Origin of the sequence: Rhizobium sp. NLR8a, assembly GCF_019685235.1 — a bacterium.
Taxonomy (GTDB): Bacteria; Pseudomonadota; Alphaproteobacteria; order Rhizobiales; family Rhizobiaceae; genus Rhizobium.
On record NZ_JABDWI010000009.1, the window covers coordinates 113,564 to 136,750 of the forward strand.

At 59.9% G+C, this 23,187-nt stretch carries 26 protein-coding genes and 1 pseudogene; 16 read left to right on the forward strand and 11 right to left on the reverse strand.

The features are described from left to right. Positions 1-2: 2 nt before the first annotated feature. Both HJC04_RS18370 and HJC04_RS18375 read left to right on the forward strand, forming a co-directional pair. Positions 3-323 carry a hypothetical protein gene (locus tag HJC04_RS18370; RefSeq protein ID WP_221146788.1) on the forward strand — a complete coding sequence of 107 codons (321 nt, stop codon included), beginning with the start codon at positions 3-5 and terminating at the stop codon, positions 321-323. Positions 324-579: 256 nt separating this feature from the next. Then, positions 580-1,350, forward strand: a complete 771-nt coding sequence (locus HJC04_RS18375) for an SOS response-associated peptidase (protein WP_221146789.1) — start codon at positions 580-582, stop codon at positions 1,348-1,350. Between the two features lie 572 nt (positions 1,351-1,922). On the opposite strand, the gene HJC04_RS18380 is transcribed toward HJC04_RS18375, so the two are convergent. Beyond that, positions 1,923-2,885, reverse strand: coding sequence for a sterol desaturase family protein (locus HJC04_RS18380; protein WP_210628776.1), 963 nt, complete (start codon positions 2,883-2,885; stop codon positions 1,923-1,925). A gap of 638 nt (positions 2,886-3,523) precedes the next feature. Between HJC04_RS18380 and HJC04_RS32245 the strand changes: the two genes are divergently transcribed. The 3 genes and pseudogenes from HJC04_RS32245 (at position 3,524) to HJC04_RS31800 (ending at position 4,897) form a co-directional block, all read left to right on the forward strand. Then, positions 3,524-3,760 carry a hypothetical protein gene (locus tag HJC04_RS32245; RefSeq protein WP_405048791.1) on the forward strand — a complete coding sequence of 79 codons (237 nt, stop codon included), beginning with the start codon at positions 3,524-3,526 and terminating at the stop codon, positions 3,758-3,760. Between the two features lie 327 nt (positions 3,761-4,087). Then, positions 4,088-4,459: a hypothetical protein gene (locus tag HJC04_RS18390; protein WP_221146790.1), complete on the forward strand. Its 372-nt coding sequence runs from the start codon at positions 4,088-4,090 to the stop codon at positions 4,457-4,459. 121 nt (positions 4,460-4,580) lie between these two features. Further along, positions 4,581-4,897 (forward strand): annotated as a pseudogene (locus HJC04_RS31800) (succinoglycan biosynthesis protein exoi). A 92-nt stretch (positions 4,898-4,989) separates the two neighbouring features. On the opposite strand, the gene HJC04_RS18395 reads toward HJC04_RS31800, so the two are convergent. The 3 genes from HJC04_RS18395 to HJC04_RS18405 form a co-directional block, all read right to left on the reverse strand. Further along, complete coding sequence (locus HJC04_RS18395) at positions 4,990-5,238, reverse strand: hypothetical protein (protein WP_210628774.1); 249 nt, start codon at positions 5,236-5,238, stop codon at positions 4,990-4,992. An 867-nt stretch (positions 5,239-6,105) separates the two neighbouring features. After that, positions 6,106-6,909: a heparin lyase I family protein gene (locus tag HJC04_RS18400; protein ID WP_221146791.1), complete on the reverse strand. Its 804-nt coding sequence runs from the start codon at positions 6,907-6,909 to the stop codon at positions 6,106-6,108. 129 nt (positions 6,910-7,038) lie between these two features. After that, the gene (locus HJC04_RS18405) at positions 7,039-12,369 is read right to left on the reverse strand and encodes a DUF4082 domain-containing protein (protein WP_221146792.1); all 5,331 of its coding nucleotides are present in this window, start codon (positions 12,367-12,369) and stop codon (positions 7,039-7,041) included. Positions 12,370-12,586: 217 nt separating this feature from the next. Between HJC04_RS18405 and HJC04_RS18410 the strand changes: the two genes are divergently transcribed. From HJC04_RS18410 to HJC04_RS18420, 3 genes are all read left to right on the forward strand, one after another. Next, positions 12,587-12,778 carry a hypothetical protein gene (locus tag HJC04_RS18410; protein ID WP_210628771.1) on the forward strand — a complete coding sequence of 64 codons (192 nt, stop codon included), beginning with the start codon at positions 12,587-12,589 and terminating at the stop codon, positions 12,776-12,778. A 215-nt stretch (positions 12,779-12,993) separates the two neighbouring features. Next, entirely contained in the window at positions 12,994-13,344 is a 351-nt protein-coding gene (locus HJC04_RS18415) for an ethanolamine utilization protein (protein ID WP_221146793.1), read from the forward strand. Between the two features lie 170 nt (positions 13,345-13,514). Beyond that, positions 13,515-13,853: an antibiotic biosynthesis monooxygenase gene (locus HJC04_RS18420; protein ID WP_221146794.1), complete on the forward strand. Its 339-nt coding sequence runs from the start codon at positions 13,515-13,517 to the stop codon at positions 13,851-13,853. On the opposite strand, the gene HJC04_RS18425 is transcribed toward HJC04_RS18420, so the two are convergent. The 7 genes from HJC04_RS18425 to HJC04_RS18455 all read right to left on the reverse strand — a co-directional run bounded on the left by HJC04_RS18425 (position 13,823) and on the right by HJC04_RS18455 (position 17,779). After that, the gene (locus tag HJC04_RS18425) at positions 13,823-14,719 is read right to left on the reverse strand and encodes an alpha/beta hydrolase (RefSeq protein ID WP_210628769.1); all 897 of its coding nucleotides are present in this window, start codon (positions 14,717-14,719) and stop codon (positions 13,823-13,825) included. The genes HJC04_RS18420 and HJC04_RS18425 overlap by 31 nt on opposite strands. Positions 14,720-14,920: 201 nt before the next feature. After that, the gene (locus HJC04_RS18430) at positions 14,921-15,541 is read right to left on the reverse strand and encodes a glutathione S-transferase family protein (protein ID WP_210628768.1); all 621 of its coding nucleotides are present in this window, start codon (positions 15,539-15,541) and stop codon (positions 14,921-14,923) included. Beyond that, entirely contained in the window at positions 15,534-16,016 is a 483-nt protein-coding gene (locus HJC04_RS18435) for an SRPBCC domain-containing protein (RefSeq protein ID WP_210628767.1), read from the reverse strand. The genes HJC04_RS18430 and HJC04_RS18435 overlap by 8 nt, the downstream gene beginning before the upstream one ends. Then, positions 16,013-16,342, reverse strand: coding sequence for a helix-turn-helix transcriptional regulator (locus HJC04_RS18440; RefSeq protein ID WP_221146795.1), 330 nt, complete (start codon positions 16,340-16,342; stop codon positions 16,013-16,015). The genes HJC04_RS18435 and HJC04_RS18440 overlap by 4 nt, the downstream gene beginning before the upstream one ends. A gap of 188 nt (positions 16,343-16,530) precedes the next feature. Further along, on the reverse strand, positions 16,531-16,947 hold the full coding sequence (locus HJC04_RS18445) for a GFA family protein (protein ID WP_221146796.1): 417 nt from the start codon (positions 16,945-16,947) through the stop codon (positions 16,531-16,533). A gap of 41 nt (positions 16,948-16,988) precedes the next feature. Next, complete coding sequence (locus HJC04_RS18450) at positions 16,989-17,453, reverse strand: SRPBCC domain-containing protein (protein ID WP_221146797.1); 465 nt, start codon at positions 17,451-17,453, stop codon at positions 16,989-16,991. Continuing rightward, entirely contained in the window at positions 17,450-17,779 is a 330-nt protein-coding gene (locus HJC04_RS18455) for a helix-turn-helix transcriptional regulator (protein ID WP_210628764.1), read from the reverse strand. Before HJC04_RS18455 ends, HJC04_RS18450 begins: the two co-directional genes overlap by 4 nt. Positions 17,780-18,069: 290 nt before the next feature. On the opposite strand from HJC04_RS18455, the gene HJC04_RS18460 reads away from it, so the two are divergent. The 8 genes from HJC04_RS18460 (at position 18,070) to HJC04_RS18490 (ending at position 23,084) form a co-directional block, all read left to right on the forward strand. Next, entirely contained in the window at positions 18,070-18,372 is a 303-nt protein-coding gene (locus HJC04_RS18460) for a hypothetical protein (protein ID WP_210628763.1), read from the forward strand. 14 nt (positions 18,373-18,386) lie between these two features. After that, a complete protein-coding gene (locus HJC04_RS18465; protein WP_210628762.1) occupies positions 18,387-19,526 on the forward strand; it encodes a sialidase family protein in 1,140 nt (379 codons plus the stop codon). 97 nt (positions 19,527-19,623) lie between these two features. Continuing rightward, positions 19,624-20,190, forward strand: coding sequence for a nutrient deprivation-induced protein (locus HJC04_RS18470; RefSeq protein ID WP_221146798.1), 567 nt, complete (start codon positions 19,624-19,626; stop codon positions 20,188-20,190). Further along, positions 20,183-20,599 (forward strand): phage holin family protein, encoded by a 417-nt coding sequence (locus HJC04_RS18475; RefSeq protein WP_085777337.1) that lies wholly within the window; start codon positions 20,183-20,185, stop codon positions 20,597-20,599. Before HJC04_RS18470 ends, HJC04_RS18475 begins: the two co-directional genes overlap by 8 nt. Continuing rightward, entirely contained in the window at positions 20,599-21,609 is a 1,011-nt protein-coding gene (locus HJC04_RS18480) for a YtxH domain-containing protein (protein WP_221146799.1), read from the forward strand. Before HJC04_RS18475 ends, HJC04_RS18480 begins: the two co-directional genes overlap by 1 nt. A 165-nt stretch (positions 21,610-21,774) precedes the next feature. Then, positions 21,775-22,350, forward strand: a complete 576-nt coding sequence (gene aac(3), locus HJC04_RS18485; RefSeq protein WP_259668893.1) for an aminoglycoside 3-N-acetyltransferase — start codon at positions 21,775-21,777, stop codon at positions 22,348-22,350. Then, on the forward strand, positions 22,301-22,609 hold the full coding sequence (locus tag HJC04_RS32250) for an AAC(3) family N-acetyltransferase (RefSeq protein WP_259668894.1): 309 nt from the start codon (positions 22,301-22,303) through the stop codon (positions 22,607-22,609). Before aac(3) ends, HJC04_RS32250 begins: the two co-directional genes overlap by 50 nt. A gap of 133 nt (positions 22,610-22,742) precedes the next feature. Continuing rightward, positions 22,743-23,084, forward strand: coding sequence for a hypothetical protein (locus HJC04_RS18490; protein WP_168302381.1), 342 nt, complete (start codon positions 22,743-22,745; stop codon positions 23,082-23,084). The last annotated feature ends 103 nt before the right edge of the window (positions 23,085-23,187 follow it).

The following is a 23,187-nucleotide window of genomic DNA, read 5'->3' on the forward strand; positions in this document are numbered from 1 at the left end:
CAATGCCGGAAATGAACTATTCCAAGAAGTTGCGCGGGTGGACCCTGCGCGACGCGGCTGACGCTAATCAATTGCTCGAGGTGACGTGCCAGCTTTGTCGAAGGACTTACCGGTTTTTTCCGCGAGATCTGTTGAAGCTGACGAAGGACGTGAGCCTCGATCGCGTGGCGGGCCGGTTCCGTTGTCAGCTCTGCGACCGAAGGGAATACATGAACCTGAAGGTCGTCCAGATTTGGGGGTCTGAAATCGGCAAGCTTCCAGTGCGCCGACTGGTCAAAGTGACGTCGGTCAAAAAGCCAATTTGGGAAGACGGAGTTTTGTAGGATGGCGTCGCGTCGAGATAAGCCAGGCGGCGAACACCGCTATTCGGTTCGAGATCGAGGCAAGGTCATCACCTCGGCGCTCGTACTGGACAGCAGATCGAAGAGCTATAGCGCGTCGATCGAGTAGGATAGCTATCTTGTCTTTTGCTTCGGCAGCCGCGAAGCTGCGGAGCAATTCCGGGATTGTTGGAACGGCCAGTTCATCGACGCGAACGAAGTGGACAACAATGGCGTATGGACGCCGAGGGAGGGAGATGTGTGCAATTTATACCGGATGGACGCGAAGGATTGGGTGAATAAGTGGACCCAGGACGTCGAGAGTCTGGTCAACTTGATGCCGGCCTACCAGATGAACCCGGACCAGATGGGCCCGATCGTCCGCAACACAGCAGATGGCCGCAAGCAGCTTGTCCATGCGAGGTGGGGTCTTCCCTCGCCATTTTTCGTAATAAAGCAGGCGGCCGAGGCTCGGGCAGAGAAGTTGCGCCAGAAGGGCAAGCCCGTCGACATGGACATGCTCATCCGTATGGAGCCCGACAAGGGCGTTACCAACATCCGGAACCTGAATGTTCCCCACTGGAAGAAATGGTTCGGTGTCCAGAGCCGTTGCATAGTGCCGGTGACCAGCTTTGCCGAACCCGACCCCGCCAGCAAACAGGACGGGGGAAGCACCCCGAACGCTTGGTTCGCTCGTGACGAAGGCAAGCCGCTGATGTTTTTCGCGGGCGTCCACGTTCCGCAGTGGCAAAGCGTCCGCAAAGTCAAGGACGGATTGACGACCGACGACCTTTACGCGTTCCTCACAACCGAGCCGAACGATGTTGTACGGCCAATCCATCAAAGGGCGATGCCTGTGCTGCTGCTGACACAAGAAGAAGTCGACGTGTGGATGCGCGCCCCGTGGGAAGAGGCAAAGGCGCTCGCCCGCCCGCTGCCGAACGACGCAATCAGGGTGATCTCGCGCGAGGCCTACGGTTCGACCATCATCAGCAACGCCGGGGAGCCGGTGCAAACGAGTTTGCTATGATCACTATTCGTGGAGAAGGGCATAAGGGCATTCAGCAGCGCCGGGCGCTAACTGATCATCGAGCACTATTGCAGTGTCGCCGGCTGCGCGAAGTGGGAAAGCTTCGGCTTTTCCCAATCGAGGACGGTCGAAACGCGCTGTCATTTCTGTCAATCGGAGCTAGAGCTTTTCCGGGTTAGATTGAAGCATTCTGCCGGAGCAGGTTTTCGTCAGGGCGAAGGCGATTGGCGACGGGCATACCCCAGGTACGTCCGAGCCGATCGCCTTTGATCCTGGCGGAAGCATGCCCGGCCCGCCGGCCGCACCGCTTCGCCGTGGGCGAAGCGACAAGTGCGTCCGGCGATTCCAAGGTCTTGCAGATTTGCCAGGCAAATCTGCGGGAGGGTTGGCTGAAACGGGCCGGCTGATCGACCGGCCGGCTTGGCCGTAGAACTGGGCTACGACGCGCGCCGGCCGGTCGACCATCCGACTCCGTTTGAGCAACAGAATGCTTCAATCTAACCCGGAAAAGCTCTAGTTCGTTGATTCCAGAAAGCTGTCGCTTATCACAACAGAGCGATGCCAGCTTCGCGCTACCGGCGCTGTTTGTGGCCCGACAGCCCCCGCGGCGAGGCAGGTTTTCCCCTTATGGGGCTTATGCCGCACTTGGCCTTGGCAGCTTGCCACGCGCGTTGGAAGAAACGAATTTCCGTGGCGATGGTTTCGCGGAACGGATCGGTTTGGTTGAAGTAGTCGCGGTCCAGACCGAGCTTTGCACCGTCTGCATCGCCCTCGTAATAGGTGCCGAACAAATGATCCCAGATCGGGAAATAATTGGCGAAATTCTTGTCGTGATGTTCCGGCACTCGGGAGTGATGGATGAAGTGGTCGCGTGGTGACTGGATCACGTATTTGCCAAACCAGCCATGCCACGGAATGGCACTGTGCTTGACCAGACCAATGGCGCCAAAGGTGATGGTCACGAAGGCGAATTCGGCCGTTGGCAGGCCGATAAGCAGCGCCGGAACGACCATAATGGCCATGTTTATGGCCTTCTCCAGCGGATGCTCCCGCGACGAAGTCAGCGCGTTGAACTCTTCGGCTGCGTGGTGAAATTCGTGCAGCCGCCATAGTACGGGCAGCCGGTGCATCAACCGATGCTGCCAATAGCTCAAGAAGTCTGACAGCACTAGGAACAAGAGAACATGTGCCAAGCCAGGCAGCCTCCGGGCAAGGCCCAGGTGGGGGGCATCCTGAGCCGCGTGGGTGATGGCATAGGACAGACCAAATGATGCGAGGGCCGCGAATAACGTAATCATTCCCGTCGCCTGAAGGACGAAATAGACGATGTCGGTGATTGTGGATTTGCTGCGTTCGAAGAAAACCCGACGGAACCCGGAACTGCCGAACCCCACATAGGTGAGCTCCACCGCGAAAACCGTCAGAACCAGGCCGATGGAAATGGCGAAACTGAGCGCCATTGCCTTACCATTCAGATAATAAGTGTTGTAAAAAAAGCTTCCAAGCTTGTGCAGGCAGTATTCGACCAGCACCATGGCACTGCTCCAAACACGAACCCTTACAGCTTGGTCCTGACGATGCGCTTTTGCCACATTGCTCAAAGGACGATCGGGGCGTCCTTTTGATGTATTACCGGCGGTGGAAGTGCAGTGCCGGGAGGCATGCAGGAGGGTCGAGGAGCACTCCGAAAAACTGCTGGAATTACATGGTCGGCCGACAGGCTCATGAAAAGAACTTAGGACGGGAACAATAATAGGCAGCGCTGTCGTAGGACCTTAGGCCGTGGTGAGATTTGTTCCACAGCAGCCTCTCGACACTTCGATGTGCGGCCCAGCGCAACCCATAACTGGCCCCGCCCTACCGAAGGCGGGGTTTTTTGGCATTGGAGTTTTGGCCGAAATGGTCCATTGATCCGGCATCGACTTTCCAGGAGGTTGGATGAGCGACAGCGGCAAGCCGGCGCTGACCAATTCGCCCCAGATGGCGACCACATGGAATGAATTGAGGAAACGGAGCTCCTCGAGATGATTGCTGGGCTGATCATCTGCGCCTCTCTGACGGCGGTCGACTGCGACACCGTGAAATGGGATGGGCAGAACATGAGACTGCTGGGGAAGGAGTTCCGTTCGTCTCCGGCATCGAGAGGCCGGAGATCGGGAGCCATGCCGAATGCATGAAGGAATGGAAGCTGGCCCTGATCGCCAAGGGCAGGTTAAAAGAGCTTTTGGCTGAAAAGGGTCTGAGGGTGGTGTTCAGCGGCTCGGTCGACAAGACGCCATCGCATCGGCCGCTCATCAACATCTACCGTACGAATGGTGAAGAAATCGGCAAGAAGCTGCTTCGGAAGGTTTCGCCAGGACGTGGAGCCCGAAGCAGCGAAATGATTGGTGCGACTGACGTCGGCTGCTGATTTGACGCCCGCCAAAAGGATGAGCCTCGGGAACCTTCATCGCGGCCCTACGTTAGTCCTGAGCGTGCGCTAGGCGCCCTCAACCGCCTTGCCATGCACGCTCACTGGCCCCGCGAGCCGCGCGGGGCTTTTTTTAAACGCGGGGTTCATCAGTTAATCTTGAGCCAATGCCGCAGCCAGGCTACAGCCCCGTCGCTCATCCACACAAGACAAATCCGAATCTGCATCGCCGTCAGTTAGATCACGGAACCGCCACCTCGCCGGAGCGTTTCTTGCTCACATCGGACCCTGCCAGATCCCGCTGGCATTCCCGAACTGGAGGTATTCATGAAAACGCTGATCGTCTCCATGGGCCTGTTGGCTGCGACTGTCTTTTCGGCTTTTGCAGCGGAACCGGCCAAAATGGTCGACACGAAGATGGGTAAGATCCTGGCAAACGCCAAAGGTATGACACTCTATACGTTCGACAAAGACGCCATGGGCAAATCAAACTGCGACGAGGCCTGCTTGAAGAAATGGCCGGCCTTCCACGCCGCCGCCAAGGCCAAGGCCGAAGGCGAATGGTCACTTGTCAAGGCGGCCGACGGCAAGGAGATGTGGGCTTACCAAGGAAAGCCGCTTTACACCTTCGCCGGAGACAAGAAGCCTGGCGATACGACCGGCGATGGCGTCGGCGGAGTTTGGCATGTCGCCAAGTAGTCCGGCGCACTGGAACCTTCAGGGCCGCTCAGCCCAAGCAGGTCCAGATAAGCCTTTTGGATAGATATTCGCCATGCTCTAACGCGGCTACAATCCTCGCGCGAAATGACGGGGATGCGGCATGCGTCAGGAGTATCGCGTTCCGCAGAAGAAATCGGTGCTGTTCAGGGCGCCGGGTTTGGTCATCGGCGCGGTCGCGTTTGGTGCAGCCGGCGGCTGGACCGCAAGCGACATGCTGGCCTCCTGGGGCGCTTCTGGCGGCTCCGGTCTATCGTGCAGGATCAAGGGCAACATCTCCATCGAGACTGGCGAGCGCATCTTCCATGTGCCGGGACAGCGATACGACGAGCAGACGAAGATCAGCCCCACGTATGGAGAACGATGGTTCTGCTCGGAATTTAAGCTTGGGCCGCCGGCTGGCGGAAAGCGAAATCGTAATGAGCGGAGATGGCCTGAATTGGAAAGGCCGCTTGCGTGGCGACCCTGTCGGTCACCTGCCGGCGCTCGGCATTCATGGCCGATATCACTGGTCAATGATGAGATGTGGACGTCGGCGCGTTGACCTGCAGCGAATGACTGCTATCAAACTTCATGATCAGCAGCGTGACCAGCTCCTCGCGCGTCTTATGTCCTTCATTAAATAGGTCGACTGCCGAGCTGCAAAGAAGCTGCATTGATTGTTCCGTCGGCGCGGCGTGATTGTGCCGGAACCAAGTACGAACAGCATCCGAAATCACGTTCACGTCTTCCAGCTGAAGTAAGAGATTGAAGTCCGCCATATCATCCTCCCTAAGCGTCGCAACAGTTCGCTCGGAGCGCGATAAGAAAACCGTAGTGCATCAGCCTTCTAAGACCAACCGTCAGTGCGGTTTCGCACATTTATGCATTCGACCCTAAGTCAAAGTGATAAAGTCGTACTTATTGCAGTAAAGAAAACATCGTTGAGAATAGTTGTGCAGCGCCTAGGTGCGCAAAGCCAAAAAAAACCCCAATCTGCTAATCCCCGCTGAGCTGCGGGGCTTTTTTTGCGTCATGCTTGAACCGCACTACAAAACCACGGCGCCCAATGCCCGACTTAAGTCCGTCTTTTTCTTGGTAAGAGTCGAGCTAGATTTTATTCATCCTTGTCAAGAGGACGCCAGGGAGGTTTAGCAATGTTGCTGTATCCAGTCAGAACCTCCCTGGCGAGACAAATAACGCCTTCTTCAAGTGCTCAATGAGAAGATGAAGCTGCGTTCTACTATGTCCAACACCGTATCGGAACATAGCCAGTCCCTCTTTCGTTGAAGCAACAGGAAAGCACGGGTGTTCCTCCTGTGCGATCCGTGTTGTCAAGACTTGCCCCGTTACGGCGGGGCTTTTTTGTCGGCATCCTACCGAAGCCGCTCTACGCCCGATCATCTCGCCGCTGATTGAGGAAGCGATCGACAAGCTGATCGATCTTGACGAGACTGCCCGAGCCCACTTCCAGGAGAATTCGAAAGAAATCGCCGAGTGATGTTCAGTCGAGCTCATCCTCGGATCGTATCAAGGTGAGGGGTTCTAACACCCGCGGCCTTATGGCGCCGCCCACCTCCCTCCGTGCACTTCGGCTCCGCAAACTTCGTTGTTCGCGGAGCCGCCCCATCGCCGTCGATCCTGCTGAACTACTTCCAAACGAGAGCCTCACGCGACTTCGCCATGCTGACGTAGCGATAGTAGACCGTCGCGGGCACCACCAATTTGGTGCCAGTCGTGCAACACAGGTAGTTGCCGAAAAGAAAGTAATTTAGCTTATCGCATGAAAAACAGGTAACGCCGTGATAGTCCACGACCTGCTTCCCATCCAGAAACATCATGAAGCGTCCGTCGCCTTCCCTGGTCCATCGAACAAGGAGTTCGAAACGGTGCCAAGCGCCCGCCAGTTCGCTGATGGGCGCGACGCGCATGTCAAAAAGGTCAATACAGTCACCGCCGAACTGGGTCATCTGCTTCCCGCTTGGCTTTTCCATACTCCATGAAAGGAATTGGTCGTTGCTATGGGGATTGGTGGTCAGGGCCACGAGTTGGCATTGGTCCTGATCCTTGAATTCGACGAATATCTCGTGACCTCTGACCTGCTTCGAACCAATCGGAAAGTCGGGCACGAAATACATGTCCCAACCATACCATGCCTCCTTGGGTTGCTTGGCCTTGCGTCCCTGCTGAACCGTCGCGCGAGCCGACTGTTGCTCGCAGTCGTCCCGTACGCACGAACCTGGGTTGATCGAAAATTTGAACACCTTGGCCGCGTTGTACTGATCCAGCGGGTCTTTCACCATTGTAAAGCCGCCCGGCTGATTGCGCTCCGTCGTAACTCTAAACGGGTGGGTGAAGCCAGGAAGTTTAAATGTCCTTTCCGCACCGAATGAAAGATTTGCTGAAAGAACTGGCAGAAGTACTGCTACCAGGATTTTGCGGAGGAAGTTCAATATCCCAATATTCTTGAACCCTGAGCTTGACCGATTAGCTCTCGGCGGCATCGCCAGCCTCCCTCATTGTCTCGGCATCGCCTGTTACGCGTTCAATACTGCATAAGGGGGCTGCCGATGTGCTACGGCTCAAGTCGGTGCCAACAGGTTCCCGCCGGTCGGCACATTGGGGTCTGCCCAGCGACGGATGGTGCCGGTGCCCAAATCAGCACCGTAAAGCCAGCCGTCCGGTCCCTTCGCGATGTCTACCAGGTAGGGGACGCCGGTGTCGAAGACCTGTACGTTCGTGATCTGCCTGCTTGCGTTCATTGTTGCGGTGTACACATTTCCATTGACAAGATCCGCAAACATCAGGGTATCGTTGTTGTAGAAATCCCCGACCGTGATCGCGGAGGCGCCGTCAGGCGCGCCGTGGCTTCTCGATAGCAGCGGAAAAACAGCAGCCTGATCGGAAGGACTGTTTCGGTTCCCATTGTTGTAGAAGCTGATCGCCTGAGGGAGATCCTGGTAGCCGCCCGTTCGGCCGGGACCTTCCAGATACGGCCAACCGAAATTCGATCCGGCGGGACCGGTATTTATTTCCTCCCAACTGTTCCAGCCGACATCTCCGAGCACGGGCAGGTTGGTCACCGGATCGAAGGTGAAGCGATAGGCGTTGCGCACGCCGGAATAGAAGACCTTGGACTGATTGCTGTTGGGATCTGCGGGGTCATAGAAGGGGTTCCCCGGAACGCCCGCGCCGGTCATCGGATCTATCCTCAGGACTTTGCCGGACAGATTGTGAACGTCTTGAGCGCGAACCGTGCGAGGGTCCATGAAATTGTAAGACGTGCCGTCTCCGTTGCTGAAGTACAGCATGCCGTCAGGCCCGAAATGGAGAGCTCCATTGGAATGGGAGTCACTGTCCGTCGCCAGATAGTCCCGAATATTCTGGTTCTGGATTCCGGCGCGATCTGGATCGTTGTCCTGCGTTCCCACCTCGATCTGGCTTGCAGGGGCGGTAATGGTGGTGCCGTTAACGATGCCCGATGGCGGTATGTTCACAGCGCCGGTACTGTCGAGATCCGGACGGCTGGTGTATGCCCAGGTGCTATTGGTACCGGCCAGCACGACCATGCTGGCCGGATCGGCGATCATCGTGTTGGGGTTGACCGTAAGCCGAACGAGACGCGAAGGACGGTTCCCTTTGGTATCAGGTCCCGCCAGGCCGGTTCCATTCGCAGTTTCCGGCGGGTCGTAAGTGTAGAGCAGATAGACGTATGGATTTGCCGCGAAGTTCGGATGAATTGCCACCCCCAGCATCCCCCGATCTCCGGGCGTATAGTTGACCTGGCTGGACAAATCGACAAGCGGCGTCGATCTCAACGTGCCGTTGTCCACCACCCGCACAACGCCATTCTGTTGCGCGACAACCATATAGCGGCCATCGGGCGTCCAATCCAGGGTCGTTGGCTCGGTCAAGCCGGACACCACGGTCTGGCGGACCAGATTGCCGAGGTTGCTGTCGTCGTCCAGGATGTTGACGGTCGCGGTCGTTTGGCTCCCCAGGACAGCGCCTGTCGGGTTGCTCAAGGTTACAGTGAAGCTTTCGTTGCTCTCGGCCGTCGTGTTGTTGAGCAGCGGAACAGAAATGGTCTGGATCGCCTGCCCGGCGGCAAATGTGAGCACGCCCGTTGTTGTCGTATAATCGGAGCCCGCGATCGCGCTGCCATTGCTCGTAGCATATGCAACGGTGGCCGTGGCATCGATGTTTCCACTGCGCTGAACCGTGATCGTGGCGGCGACCGCCGCCTCCGACAAGGTGATGACCGGATTGCTCACGGAGATGGTGGGTGCGGAGTCGTCGTCGACGATCGAGACCAGAACAGTCCGCGGCGCTGCCAGCGAGCCACCAGGCCCGGGATTCTGGATGCCGACGGAAAATGTCTCGGTCCCTTCGGCATCGGGGTCATTGACGATCGGGATTGCAAACGTCTTGCTGCTCTCGCCGTCCGCGAAAACAACTTGCCCGGTATTGGCTCGGCCATTGAAGGTCGGCGGCGTATAGTCCGCTCCAGCCTGTGCCGCTCCGGCTCCGCCGATCTCGTTGGTCGTGTACTCCAGTGTCAGCTGCCCGCTCGTGCTGCCTGTGCGAACGACGGTGATTGTTGCAGCGCCCGCTGTTTCACTGACGAAGATGGTGTTATTGTCCCGCAAGGCAACGCTTGATCCAGCAGAAAACACGACATCGCGGAAGTAGTTTTCATTCTGGTAGACCAGGGTCGGAAACGTGCCGATGGTATCGTTGTAGACGCCGGCGCCGACCGGGGCGGTCAATCCGCCATTGCTGATCGGGTTGGCGAAGCCGTTCGAGGTCAGCGAATAGTAGCTGTTGGCATTGACCGAGACGACATAGGTGGTGCCCGCATTGATGACCAGCGGGCTTGCCAAAGTCTGCTGCTGCCATCCTGAGGCGGTCTCGTTGGTGAAGGTGACGCTTGCCAGCTGCTGCCCGGTAGCCGACCAGATGCGGCCGACATGCGTGCCGGTCTCGCTGGGGGCCTTGTAATAGCGGACCGCCTGGATCGAACCGGTATTGCTGCTGACGAAGCGCATCCCGACTTCCCAGTCCACTCCAGGCCCGTCGGTGAAGTTGGGTTGGGCCGGTGTCTGGGTGGTGAAGAGGCTGACGGGGCTGGAACTTACGGATGTAATCGGGGCAGTCGCCGCGCTCACGACGGTCTCGCCAGTGCCAAGCAGGTCGGTATAAGTGGCATTGACCCGCACGCGCTTGCCGACGAGACTGCTGCCCAGTGTCAGGCTTTGCCCGCCCGCGACGTCACTCCACGTCGTGCCGTTGTCGCTGCTCTGCCACAGATAGCTGACGCTTGCCGGCAGGCCATCGATGTCACTGAGGCTGGCGGTCAAGGTCTGGCCTTGGCTCGCTATGCCAGTGATCGAGATCACGCCGGGATCATTGACATTGGCGACTGCCGAGGGCGTCGCCGGGCTGGTGACATTCTCGCTGTTGCCCAGGTTGTCGATGTAACTGGCCGTTGCCCGCACGAAATTGCCGACCTGGGCCTGCTGCAGGGTCAGCGTCTTGGCAGTCGCTCCACCGATATTGCTCCAGGTGGTGCCGTTGCTGCTCTGCTGCCACTGATAGGTCACGGATCCCGGCACACCGTCCGCGTCGGTGACAGCGGCCGTCAACACCTGACCTTGCGTCGCGGTGCCGCTGATGCCAAGCACACCCGGGTGGTTGTCGGGATTCGCCGCCGCGGCAGAAAACACGACATCGCGGAAGTAGTTTTCATTCTGGTAGACCAGGGTCGGAAACGTGCCGATGGTATCGTTGTAGACGCCGGCGCCGACCGGGGCGGTCAATCCGCCATTGCTGATCGGGTTGGCGAAGCCGTTCGAGGTCAGCGAATAGTAGCTGTTGGCATTGACCGAGACGACATAGGTGGTGCCCGCATTGATGACCAGCGGGCTTGCCAAAGTCTGCTGCTGCCATCCTGAGGCGGTCTCGTTGGTGAAGGTGACGCTTGCCAGTTGCTGCCCGGTAGCCGACCAGATGCGGCCGACATGCGTGTCGGTCTCGCTGGGGGCCTTGTAATAGCGGACCGCCTGGATCGAACCGGTATTGCTGCTGACGAAGCGCATCCCGACTTCCCAGTCCACTCCAGGCCCGTCGGTGAAGTTGGGTTGGGCCGGTGTCTGGGTGGTGAAGAGGCTGACGGGGCTGGAACTTACGGATGTAATCGGGGCAGTCGCCGCGCTCACGACGGTCTCGCCAGTGCCAAGCAGGTCGGTATAAGTGGCATTGACCCGCACGCGCTTGCCGACGAGACTGCTGCCCAGTGTCAGGCTTTGCCCGCCCGCGACGTCACTCCACGTCGTGCCGTTGTCGCTGCTCTGCCACAGATAGCTGACGCTTGCCGGCAGGCCATCGATGTCACTGAGGCTGGCGGTCAAGGTCTGGCCTTGGCTCGCTATGCCAGTGATCGAGATCACGCCGGGATCATTGACATTGGCGACTGCCGAGGGCGTCGCCGGGCTGGTGACATTCTCGCTGTTGCCCAGGTTGTCGATGTAACTGGCCGTTGCCCGCACGAAATTGCCGACCTGGGCCTGCTGCAGGGTCAGCGTCTTGGCAGTCGCTCCACCGATATTGCTCCAGGTGGTGCCGTTGCTGCTCTGCTGCCACTGATAGGTCACCGATCCCGGCACACCGTCCGCGTCGGTGACAGCGGCCGTCAACACCTGACCTTGCGTCGCGGTGCCGCTGATGCCAAGCACACCCGGGTGGTTGTTGGCACTGACAATGGCTGCGGTCGGCGTGCTCGCCCGGTTGGCTTCGACACCACCCAGCTGATCGGTGTAAGTGGTCCTGACACGAACTTGCCTGCCCACCTGCGCCGCCTGGAGTGTCCAGTTCGGACCGGTGGCTCCGGCGATATCGGTCCAGGTCGTCCCGATCAACTGCTGCCAGCGATAGGTGATCGACACGTTGGCGAGCCCATCGAGGTCGGTAACGGCCGCAGTCAGGGCTTGTCCTTGAACGGGCGTACCGGTGATCGTCGCCACGCCTGCGTCGTTCAAGTTGGCGACTGCCGTCGTCGGACCGCTGGCGACCGTCTCGTTGTTGCCAAGGGCATCGGTGTACGTGGCGGTCGCTCGAACCTGCTCCCCAACCAGTGCTTGCTGCAGGCTGAGTGTTTTCGCAGTGGCGCCGGCAATGTTGCTCCACGTGCCGCCGCCATTGCTGCTTTGCTGCCATTGGTAGGCGACGATGGTCCCGGCCGGGAGCCCGTCAACATCGGTAACACCAGCCGCGATCGTCCGATTTTGAGTTGCGGCCCCGATGATGGAGACGATGCCAATGTCGTTGCCGGCAGGATTACTCGCGACGATCGGGGATGTGGCCAGGCTGGTTCGATTGTTTTCGGTTCCTCCCGACTGATCGGTATAGGTTACCTGGACGCGGACCTGCCTGCCGACCTGCGCTGCCTGAAGCGTCCACGTTGAACCGTTGGCGTTCGCGATGTTGCTCCAGGTGGTTCCGATCAGTTGCTGCCAACGATAGGTGATCGCCACGTTGGCGAGCCCATCCAGATCCGAGATCGCGGCGGCCAGGGCCTGGCCTTGTACGGGTGTACCGGTGATCGCGACTACGCCTATGTCGCTCACGTTGGCGACAGCGGTATTGGTGGTGCTGGCAACCAGTTCCTGGTTGCCCAAAGCATCGGTGTAAGCAGCGGTTGCCCGCACCCGCTTTCCGACCTGAGCCTGCTGCAAGGTCAGGGCGGCTGTGGCTGCACCTGTTATGTTGCTCCAGGTGGCACCGTTATCGCTGCTCTGCTGCCACTGATAGGTAATGACCGTCCCTGACGGTAACCCGTCAACATCGGTGACATTTGCCGCCAAAGTCTGATTCTGAGTCAGAGTCCCGCTGAGAGAAACGACGCCCTGCGCCATCACGCTACCTCCGCATCAACCTGTCAATGTTGCCTGCTAAGTCGTCGAGGCGTGGCCGCAGGAGTCCTGTGTCCCGCTTTTCCCACGCGCGCTGAACCCCACTGGGCGGACTATGCTCCGATCCTTTGGACTTTCCAATTAGCTCTTTCTTGGTAGAACTCTGTCAATCATCACACGCCTTGGATGCGCTGGAGCTCAGTTGCAGGTTGGCAAATGGATGCTGACGACGCGGCTTCTGCCGCTCCATGCGCCGATGAAGTCGAGGCTTTCGTGGCTCTGCGGCGTGGCCGGCAAGCGCCATGTCGATCCGATACGCAGGGCAGGGCGGCGCCTTTCGTTGTCGTTCGCCCAGGATCCGCGGCGCGTGATGGGCCAAGGCCATGGATTCCAGGCTCAAGGCCTGGAATGACGGAGAGCGGGGGTGCATTCCCACTCAACTCGCCGCCGGCGCAGCGTATCGCGCCGCTGGACCGGCGTCAGAGCACTTCGTTTCGGCGCGCCTTCGTTTGCTGGCGAGGCCTTCCGAGTGTCGCAGATCATTCCAATGGCGGGATATCGCGCCACGCTGAGGACTTGGCGCGGGAGATTTCCGCGTTACCTAAGCCGGCGGCATGGAGGTAGACAATGAAGATGCAGAAATTCGCGATCGCCGACGCTTCGCTGAAGCGTTCCCCGGGGCAGGAGGCAGACATTCTCGTCGGCAATCTCGTCGATGAGCGGCATGGCGGGCCGATCACCATCGGTTACGGACGCTACGCCCCTGGCCAGAGCCTGACCGAAACCATGGCGGTCGACGACGTGATGATCGTTCTGGAAGGGCGGCTTTCGATTTCGGCAGAGGCGGGAACGGTCAGCGCCGGGCCGGGCGAGATCGTCTACATGCCGAAGGGCGAGACCGTGACGATCCGCTCGCATGAGGAGGGCGCCGTCACCGCCTATGTCACCTATCCCCACTGGCGTCCGGCGCATGCGTAAGTCCCACGGCAACGAGATGCTTTTCCGCGGCCGCCTCGATTGATTTCCACGGCAGCTTGGGGTCGGGGACGGCGAAGGGGGCTGACGTAGCCTGTGCCGGTATTGGGTTGCGAATTGACCGCACGACGGATGGTTGCAAAGATGTCCACTCGTCGCAACGAGGTTTTGGCATGTCTATCGCGACCTTACCTGCACCGCCCTATTACGTCGTCTGCTTCTCGTCGCAACGAACGGAGGTCGAGGACGGCTACGGTGACGTCGGCGCTGCGATGGTGGAACTGGCAAAGCAGCAGCCCGGATTTCTGGGTTTCGAAAGCGCCCGCCGTGCTGATGGGTTCGGCATCATCAACTCTTATTGGAGGGACGAAGAAAGCATCCGGGCCTGGAAAGCGGTCGTCGATCACGTCGAAGCGCAACGCCGGGGCCGGGCAGACTGGTATACGCGTTATGAAATCCGTGTGGCGCTCGTTGAAAGAGCTTATGGATTCGAAGCCGAACCACCGCGATGATCTTCGCCCTCAGACCGGGTCTCGCCGAGAACCGGCTCCCGTTCGTGACGGGATCCAGGACCGTTTCCTTTCAGCGCTTCCACGAAACGGATGACGTCACCGACCAGGCCATCGCTGAAGATATCGTTGTGACCCGCGCGGTCATAGATCAGCATCCGCTTGGGCTCGGGTGCGATCTCGTACAGCGCCTGCCCTGAAGACAGCGGGATGCTGTCATCAAGCCGGCCGTGGAGGAACAACTTCGGTTGTCTGACCTTGCCTATGTTGAGGTCCGATCGAAACGGATCCTTGAGAAGAATTTCAGCCGGGAGGTACGGATAGCGCGCCTGCGCAACCGACAGAACCGACAGGTACGGAGACACGAGGATGACGCCCCCGGCCGGCCTGTTCGCGGCCGTGTTCACAGCAACGCCGGTGCCAAGTGACCGGCCGAGCACAACAATCTCGCTTCCGGCATGTGCTGAAAGCCAGTCGAACGCGGCGATGCCGTCCGTCAGCAGGCCCTGCTCGCTGGGTGAGCCGGTCGAGCCGGGATAGCCGCGATAGGAAATCGCCAGCAATCCAATCCTGCGTGCAGCCAGCGCCTGTGCGAGAAACGCGTAATTGTCGACGCGGTCGCCGTTGCCGAAAAAGAGGAGCACGCAGGGCTTGTCGCTGTCGCCCTGGCTGTACAGTCCCTGAAGCTTCTCCCCGTCGGGCGTTCTAATGTTGACCGACTCGCCCCAACGCGCATCCTCGGCACCAGATGCGGCGCCGGCTCCGGGATAAAGCAGGCTTCGCTGCGAAAAATAGACCAGAGCCACGATCGCCATGTAGGCCACGACCGCCATCAGCGGCAAGATCAGCAAGTATCTTGTGGTGCTCACGACAGAATCCACCCGCCGGTTTGGCAATTCCCAGGACGCCTTGCGGCGACCGCGGCCGGTTGCGGCGTGACGTTCTCGGCGAAGGGTCAATATATGCACAAAGCGTTGTTGAAGAGAAGATGTCGAAATACGAAGATAATCTTCAATATTACCTCTGCGGTAACGCCTCTCAGGCTCGCAATAACCCTTCGCTCGCGCTTCTCAGGCTGGAAAAGGGTTTTGCCACGCATCCAGTTCTTCAAGCCGTCCGTACCATTTTTGCATATGCCGGAATTCGGCGAGCGGGATGTCGGCAGCGGTTGCATAAGGAAGTGCAGCTGCCAGTGCGAAATCCGCCACGGTCAGTGTCTTCCCGACGGCGACGCTGTTGGCGGCCAGATGATCGTCGAGCACCCGGCCATGGAGCCGAAAGTTCGTCTTCGCATCCTCGATCAGGGCGAGGTCAGGCTTCCCGCCGAACAACGGCTTGATCAAGCTTTCAAACCACAGCGTTGCCCCGTGCCGGGTGAAATGGCTGGCATCCCAGCTCAACCAGCGCAGCACGTCGGTCTGCCGATGGTCATGCGGCCAGAAATCCGACGCGACTGCGTCAGACAACCGGCACATGATGGCGTTCGCTTCCCATAAGGTTCCGGCATCATCCTGCAGCACCGGGACCTTTCCGTTCGGGTTCAGCGCCAGGAATTCCGCGGTGCGCTGCTCTCCGCTGGCCAGGTCAACCCTGACGAACTCGACGTCGGCTTGAAGAAAACGCGCGGCGGCGCAGGCCTTCCGCGGATTGAGCGTCTCGCAATAGTAGAGCTTCATCGTCGCCTTACCCATGATTTTGCCCTTCGGCGGTTCCCAGAAAAGAGTTCAATCGCTCGAAACTTTGCGACCAACCGGATTCATGACCCTCAAGTGAGGATGCGCTTGCAAATCCGCTCTGCCGAAAAGTCATTTCCGTGCCTCCATCGCTTTCCCTGAAGGTGATGGTGACGATGGTTTCGGGGCTGGTTTCGCCGGTTCCGGTCTCCCAGGCATGTGTGAACACAAGCCTGTGCGGCGGCTCGACCTCCAGATATTTTCCGCCGACCCAATGCTCCTCTCCATCCGGGGCAATCAGACAGGCGCGGTGTTTGCCGCCGGGCCAGGCTTCCAGCCTGTCGCCCACTGCCTTGAAACCGTGAGGCCCACACCATTGCGCCAAGGCTTTCGGGTCGGTCCATGCCCTGAAAACGAGATCGCAGGGCGCATCGAACTTTCGCACGAGAACCAGGTCATGGCTGTTGTCTGTTGCGGTCTCTGGATTGGTCATTTTTCGTTTCCTTGTACCTTGGACAGATAGTCATCGAGACGATCAAAGCTTTCATCCCAGAAGCGCCTGTAATCGGCGATCCAATCTGCAATTGTCTTCAAGGCTGCCGGCTCGAGAATGCGGGGACGCGAATTCGCTTCCCGGCCGGAGCGGATCAACCCGGCCTGTTCCAGGACCTTGAGGTGCTTCGAGATGGCGGGCTGAGACAGTTCGAACGGATCGGCAAGCTCGGCCACCGTCGCCTTGCCGTTGGCAAGCCGCGCCAGAATTGCTCTCCGTGTGGGGTCGGAGAGGGCGGAAAAAATCTCATCAAGCCTGTCATCCATGAATCACCAATTAGCTATATAGCCAGATGGTTATATTCGATGTGACGAAATGTCAAAGGCAATTTATGCTGGATTGGCAACGACAGGAAAAAACTCGACCTCGGTGGGCAAGCGACGATGTCGTGAGCGGGACCTTCCCCGCTCGCGACCGAGCACCCGAGAGACCATTTGCGGGCGCTGCGCCAGCCTCACATCGGCGGCATCTTTTCGAATTTCGCCACATCAGGGTCGACCCGATCCCAGGCGAGGCCGCGCACGGTGTAGGTTGCCATTTGCGGCTGATATCGCTCCGGCTCGTCGAGGCTGGCGGCGTGGATGGTGAAGAAATCGGGCATGTAGGAGAAGGTCAGATAAACAGGCGCGCCGCAGGCCGGGCAGAAGCCGCGGGTTTTGACATTGCCGTTGTCGGCGACCATCTGCCAGTGGCTGGCCTCTCCTTCAAGCTTCACAGCCTGCCGGCGTGGGAAGGTCAGATAGGATCCGTGGCCGGTGCCGCTCGTCCGCTGGCAGTCGCGGCACTGGCAGTCGTTCATCGCAATCGGCTCGGCCGAGATCTCGTAATGGATGGCGCCGCAGGCGCAGCCGCCGGTATAAGGCTTGCTCATTGCTTTCTCCTGAACAAATTTGTGATGTGGCTGGTGCCGGATCAGTCCTCGCTGCCGGCGAGGGCGCCGATATTCTTCACGACCTTCTTCCAGCCTTCGCCCATTTTCCGGTAGGCGGTGTCATTCTCAGGCAGCACGAAGCCGGAATGAACGAGACGCAGCCGTGTGCCGTTTTCCGTCCTGGAGAGAAGGAAGGTGACGACGGTATCGAGCGGCGAGCCGTAGCCGGCATTCTCGGCATGTCCGCCTTTCCAGGCATAGGAGAGACGCTCATTCGGCTTCACCTCCAGCACCTCACAGTGAATGGTGCCGTCCCAGGCGCCGGCCGGCGTCGTCTGGTAGGTGAAGCGCTTGCCTTCGACCGGCTCGAAGCCCGCCGGCATCATCAGCCAGCGGCCCATCAACTCGGCTGACGTCAGCGTTTTCCAGATTGTTTCCGGCGCGTGCGGGAACACTTCGTCGACGACAATCTCCTGCGTGTCGGGCTTCAATGCGGTGTCGGTCATGGATCGATTTCCTTCAGCAAGGTTCTGAGATCGGCAAAACGCTCGCGCCAGAAGGTGCCGTAATGGCTCATCCAGTCCACAAGCGGCGCAAGGCCTTCGGGCTCGGCGCGGTAATAGACATTGCGGCCCTCGGGGCGCTCGGCCACCAGGCCCGCCTGCTTCAGCGCCTTGAGGTGCTGCGAGACGGCGCCCTGAGTGACGGTGCTCGCCCGTGTCAGTTCGACGACGGTGATCTCCTTGGAGAGGACGATCTGCTCGAACACGGCCCGCCGAGTGGGATCGGCAAGGGCGCGCATGACGCTCGTAATTGGGGTGGTCTCGATCATGCAAACACAATAGCCGTGACTAATTGATGAGTCAAGACTAATTGGTATCTGTCTTCGGGATCTGAAAAGGGATGCTTGATCAGCCCTGTGACTGCACATTGCGTCTGGGCTCGCCACCGCGGCCGGAGCACCTTGCACGACGGCGACCACCGCCTGCTGCCGCTTTCCTTGTTGTCCGACGGATATCGGCGATTTCGGCGCGGAGCCGACACCATGACATCGCACCAGATTTAGAGCCGGGCTGGAACCTCGTCAGACCTGCGAAGTTTGCGAGACGAGGAGAATTCCACATGCATTTGATTCAGTTGTTTATTCCGGCAGCGCCGCAAGCGACGGTCGACATCGGAGACATTATCGCGACAATTCAGCGCGAGATGACGGAGCGCCATGGCGGTGTGACGGCCTATCTCAATTCCCCCGCAAAAGGGCTTTGGTCCAATGACGAGGGCACTGAAGAAGATACCGTCATCGTGATCGAAGTCATGGTGGGCAGTCTCGATCGGGCGTGGTGGCGCCAATACCGTCGCGAACTCGAACGGCTGCTCGGCCAGGATGAACTGCTCGTGCGCGCACTTCCAGTCGAGACCCTATGACAGCGGAAGCCTCCATGGACATGCAATTCCGCCATATTGAAATCTACAGGAGACAGGGCGAGTTCGCAGCCTGGCCGGCAAATTATGGTTTCTGGTCCTGGGGTGAGGAAATCGTTGTCGTCTTCGCGCGCGGCAAACTCGGAGCGAAGGGGGAATTGCACGAACTGGACCGTGATTATCCATTCGTCCCCTGGCAGGCACGCAGCCTGGACGGCGGACTGACATGGATGGACGAGCCGTTCTGCGGCCGGGTGCCCGGTGGGCTCTCGCTTTCGGCCGATGAGCACCTGAACGCCGATCTCAAGATCCGTCCGCATCTGTCGGTTGGTGATGACCTCGGCCGTCTGGATGAACCCATAGACTTTCTCGATCCCGAGACGATCGTCATGTGCGCCAGAACCGATGTAGAGGGCGACGCGGTCAGCTGGTTCTATGTCAGCCGGGATCGATGCCTGACATGGCAGGGTCCGTATCGTTTCACCGGTTTGCACCTTCCGATCTCGGCGCGCACCGATATCGTGCCTCTTGGCAGGGAACATGCGCTCTTCATGCTCAGCACCTCCAAAGAGGACGGTTCGGAAGGCAGGGTGTTCTGCGCGCGCACTGCGGACGGCGGGCGCAGCTTCGTCCTGCAAGGATTTGTCGGCCCGGAACCTGAGGGCTATTCGATCATGCCGGCATCCGCGGCACTTTCCGGTGGCGCCATACTGACCTTGACGCGCTGCATGGGGAGGGGCGGTGGCAAGGGTTGGATAGAAGCCTTCACCTCCGACGACGAAGGGAAGACCTGGACACGGAAAGGCTGCATTGTCGGCGACACCGGCAGCAATGGCAACCCGCCAGCGCTCGGACGCATCGAAGGCATGCTGCTGCTCGTCTACGGCTATCGTGATCCGCCATTTGGTATCCGGATGCGCATGAGTTTCGATGACGGCGAGACATGGGGCGCCGAGAAGGTCATCCGCAGCGACGGCGGCACGGCTGATCTCGGTTATCCCAGAATGGTAAAACGCGGGGAGGGATCCCTGCTCGCCGTCTACTACTTCAACGATGGCGACAGGGAGGAGCGTTACGTCGCAGCGTCCATTGTCACGCCTGCCAAAGATCAAGAAGGAGCCGAGGACGGCGCGGCTTCATTGCAGTCGCAGATCTGAGCCATGCCGAAGCGGAACGTTTGGCATTCGCGGAACAAAGCGGGGCACCCGTGGTTCGGGGCTGCGGCAGTCGCCGCCACGACATGGGAGGTTAGACATGCAAAACGATTTCACAGATCCGGCAGGAAGAAGCGCAACGGCGCAGACACCGTCCTCATCCCCAGCTTTTGGTTCTTCGCCGGGAATGCGCACGTCCGTTTCCGATCTGGAAGCGAAGGTGAGCGAAGACATTTCCACCGCCAAGGAAGCGATCAAGGAAGGCGCCGACACGGCCGTCGAGAAAGCCAAGGACGTCATTTCCGAACGCACCAGCTTCGCTGCTCGCCAGGTTGGCGGCGTTGCAACGGCACTTGAGAAAGCTGGCGCCGAAATGGAAAGCTCCGGTCAGGCTGAGGTCGGGCGATACGCCAGGCAAATCGGGCGGAGCGTGCAGACCGTCGCTCGGCGGATGGAAGGCAAGGACATCGGCGAAATCGCCACCATGGCCGAGGATTTCGGGCGCAAGCAACCGCTCGCCTTTCTCGGGATCGCCGCACTTGCGGGCCTGGCGGCAAGCCGCTTCCTGACGGCCTCCGCGAAAAGGCAAACAGTTGCCGCGCCGCGCGAACCGTCGATTGGCCTGCGCCCCGGCGCCGCGACGACCGGAGGCGAGAACAATGGCTAAAACTTCAGAGAACACACCCCTCTCCGAGCTCGTCAGTGGCCTCGTGGGTGATGTCACGGGCCTGCTCCGCAAGGAAATCGACCTTGCCAAGACGGAAGCCTCGGAAAAACTTTCGCAGGCGCTCAGCGGCGTGGAGGTTCTCCTATTCGGATTGGTCCTGGCGATCGGGGCAGTCGGCGTCCTGCTGAGTGCGCTTGTCGGCGGTCTCGCGGCCTTCCTCGTGACACAGGGTTTTACCCAAACCACTGCAGGTGCGCTCGCCTCTCTAATCGTCGGCATCATCATAGCCGGGATCGCTTGGGGTTTGGTCTCCCGGGGCCTCGCCGCGCTTCGCGCCAACAACATGAAACTGGATCGTACTGCGACTTCGCTTCGCCGCGACGTTGATGTTGTGAAGGACAAAATCTGATGGAAAATTCAACGGAAAAATCATCGGCCGAGCTTCAGTGGGAGATCGACCAAGACCGCCGCCGCATAGGAGATCGGATTGACGCGATTCAGGAACGGATGTCGCCGGGCCAGCTCATCGATGAGGTCATCGCATATGCCAAGGGAAGCGGCGGCGCAGAGTATGTCAGCAATCTTGGCCACGCCCTCAAGGCGAACCCTTTGCCGGTCGCGCTGATGGGCGTGAGCCTGGCCTGGCTCATGGCAAAAGGCAGTCCTTCATCAGGCGACACGGCGACCTGGAGCAAGGATCCTGAATACCCGCTTTACCCGGCGACTGGACGGGTTCGCCGGATTGGTCCGCCGGCAATGGAAAACGGAGCCCGTTACAGCCATTTTGCCGATGAATCCGGCAAGAGGTTGAAAGCGTTGACAGACGAAACAGGAGGTCGTGCCGGCCATTTCATGGACGAGGCGGGCAAGACCTATCGCGGCTTCGCCGACGCTAGCGGAAAACAGATCAATCAGATAACCGACGAGACTGGTGCAATGCTCGACGCGGCAACCGGCTGGGCGGCGGAGAAATGGGAGCAGGCGAAAAGCGCCGCGAGCGACCTCAGCGCCCGTGCGTCTGACGCGGCGAGCTCGCTGTCGAGCCGGTCCTCTTCGGCGGCGACCAGTCTTCAAGAGCAAACGAGCAAACTCAACGAGGCGATCCTCACCCATTTCCGCGACCAGCCGCTCGTCGGCGGTGCCCTGGCTTTCGCGGTCGGTGCGGCGATCGGCGCGGCGCTGCCCCACACCGACACCGAGGATGAGTTGGTCGGCGAAGCCGCAGATAGCACGAGAGATAGCCTCAGCCATCAGGCCCAGGACGTCCTCGCGCAGGGTAAAGAGGTAGCGTCGGAAGTCTATCACAAGGCCGTGGACGTTGCGTCCGATGCTCATGATGCCATCAAGGAACGCGTGGTGGATGAAGCCGAAGCTTTCATAGATCGCAAGGATGGCCCAGGGGGCACCGATCGGCGGTAGAGGATCCACCAGGTTCATGTCCTTGGAAGCGGTGCACCATACGGAAGCCCGCCGCGGGCGCGGAGGCACGAGGCGCGTGAGCGGCAGCAGGGTATTGCGAGCGATGGTGCCCTGAGTCCGCCCGGGAGCATTGACTCCGGGTCGTGTCCTGCTGATCGTTGGCCGATGACCGCTCCGCACTTTCACACCCGTCTCTCGCTCAGCCAGGATCTGGAAAAGCTCGGACTTCGCGCCGGCGACATGGTCATGGTGCATGCCGCCATGAGCAGACTGGGGCGGTTGCTCAACGGTCCCGACATGTTCATCGATGCGCTGCGCGATGTCGTCGGCCCGTCGGGCACCATCGTCGCCTATGCGGACTGGAACGGCGCCTATGACGAACTGCTCGACGAGAACGGCCGCGTTCCTTTCGAATGGCGCGACCATATTGCGCCTTTCGATCCCACGACCTCCCGGGCGATCCGCGATAACGGCATCTTCCCGGAATTCCTTCGAACCACGCCAGGGGCGCGGCGCAGCGGCAATCCGGGCGCCTCGGTCGCGGCGATCGGCGCCAGGGCCGACTGGCTCACTGCCGATCATCCGCTCGATTACGGCTATGGCGATGGCTCGCCGCTCGCCAAACTCGTGGCGGCCGGCGGCAAGGTCCTCATGGCCGGAGCCCCGCTCGACACGATGACCCTTCTCCACCATGCCGAGCACCTGGCTGAAATCCCGAACAAGCGCCGAGCACCTGGCTGAAATCCCGAACAAGCGCCTGCGCCGCTACGAGGTGCCCTTTGCCACGCCGGCCGGCGTGGTGTGGCGCATGCTCGAGGAATTCGACACCGGCGATCCCGTCGTGGCCGGCTTCGAAAGCGATTACTTCGCCGGGATCGTCAGTGCCTTTCTTGCCGGCGGGCAGGGCGCGCAGGGCCTGGTTGGAGACGCGCCATCGGTGCTGGTCGATGCGGCTTCAATCTGCAGCTTCGCTGTCGCCTGGCTGGAGCATCAAGCCTGATCACGATGAGCGGCTCCGCGCTGCCGTGCAGGCTCTTGCTTCTCCCCTGGGCCCGCTCCTCCAACCTTACGGAACAAAATCCCGACGGCGATGTTGGTATGGCGATAAGCAATAAAGGCCATGGGAGGAATCCATGCATAAGTCTCTTCAGTTCGTGTTGATTGGCCTGGCCTCGATGACCGGCCTGACGATCGCACCGACGATTGCCGCCGCCCAGGATATGGAACTGCGCATCGGTCCCGGCGGCGTCGGCGTCTATGACCGGAATCGCGATTACGACCGCTACGACCGTTACGACCGTCGGGGCCCGCGCCGCTGCGATCCCGACGATGCGCTTGACATCGCCCGCAGCGAAGGCCTGCGCCGGGCCCACATCGTCCGCATCTCGTCTCGCAGCATCGTCGTCGAGGGGATGACGCGCCGCGGGCCGGACCGGATGATCTTCGCCAACCAGCGCGGCTGCCCGGAACTCTGAGCCGGCCTTGAGACAGTCGTGAATGCCGCCGGCACGGGGCCTTGCGCCCGCCGGCGGGAGCTTTCCACGATAGTGAACATTGCGCCCATTCAGCGCTCCGGCT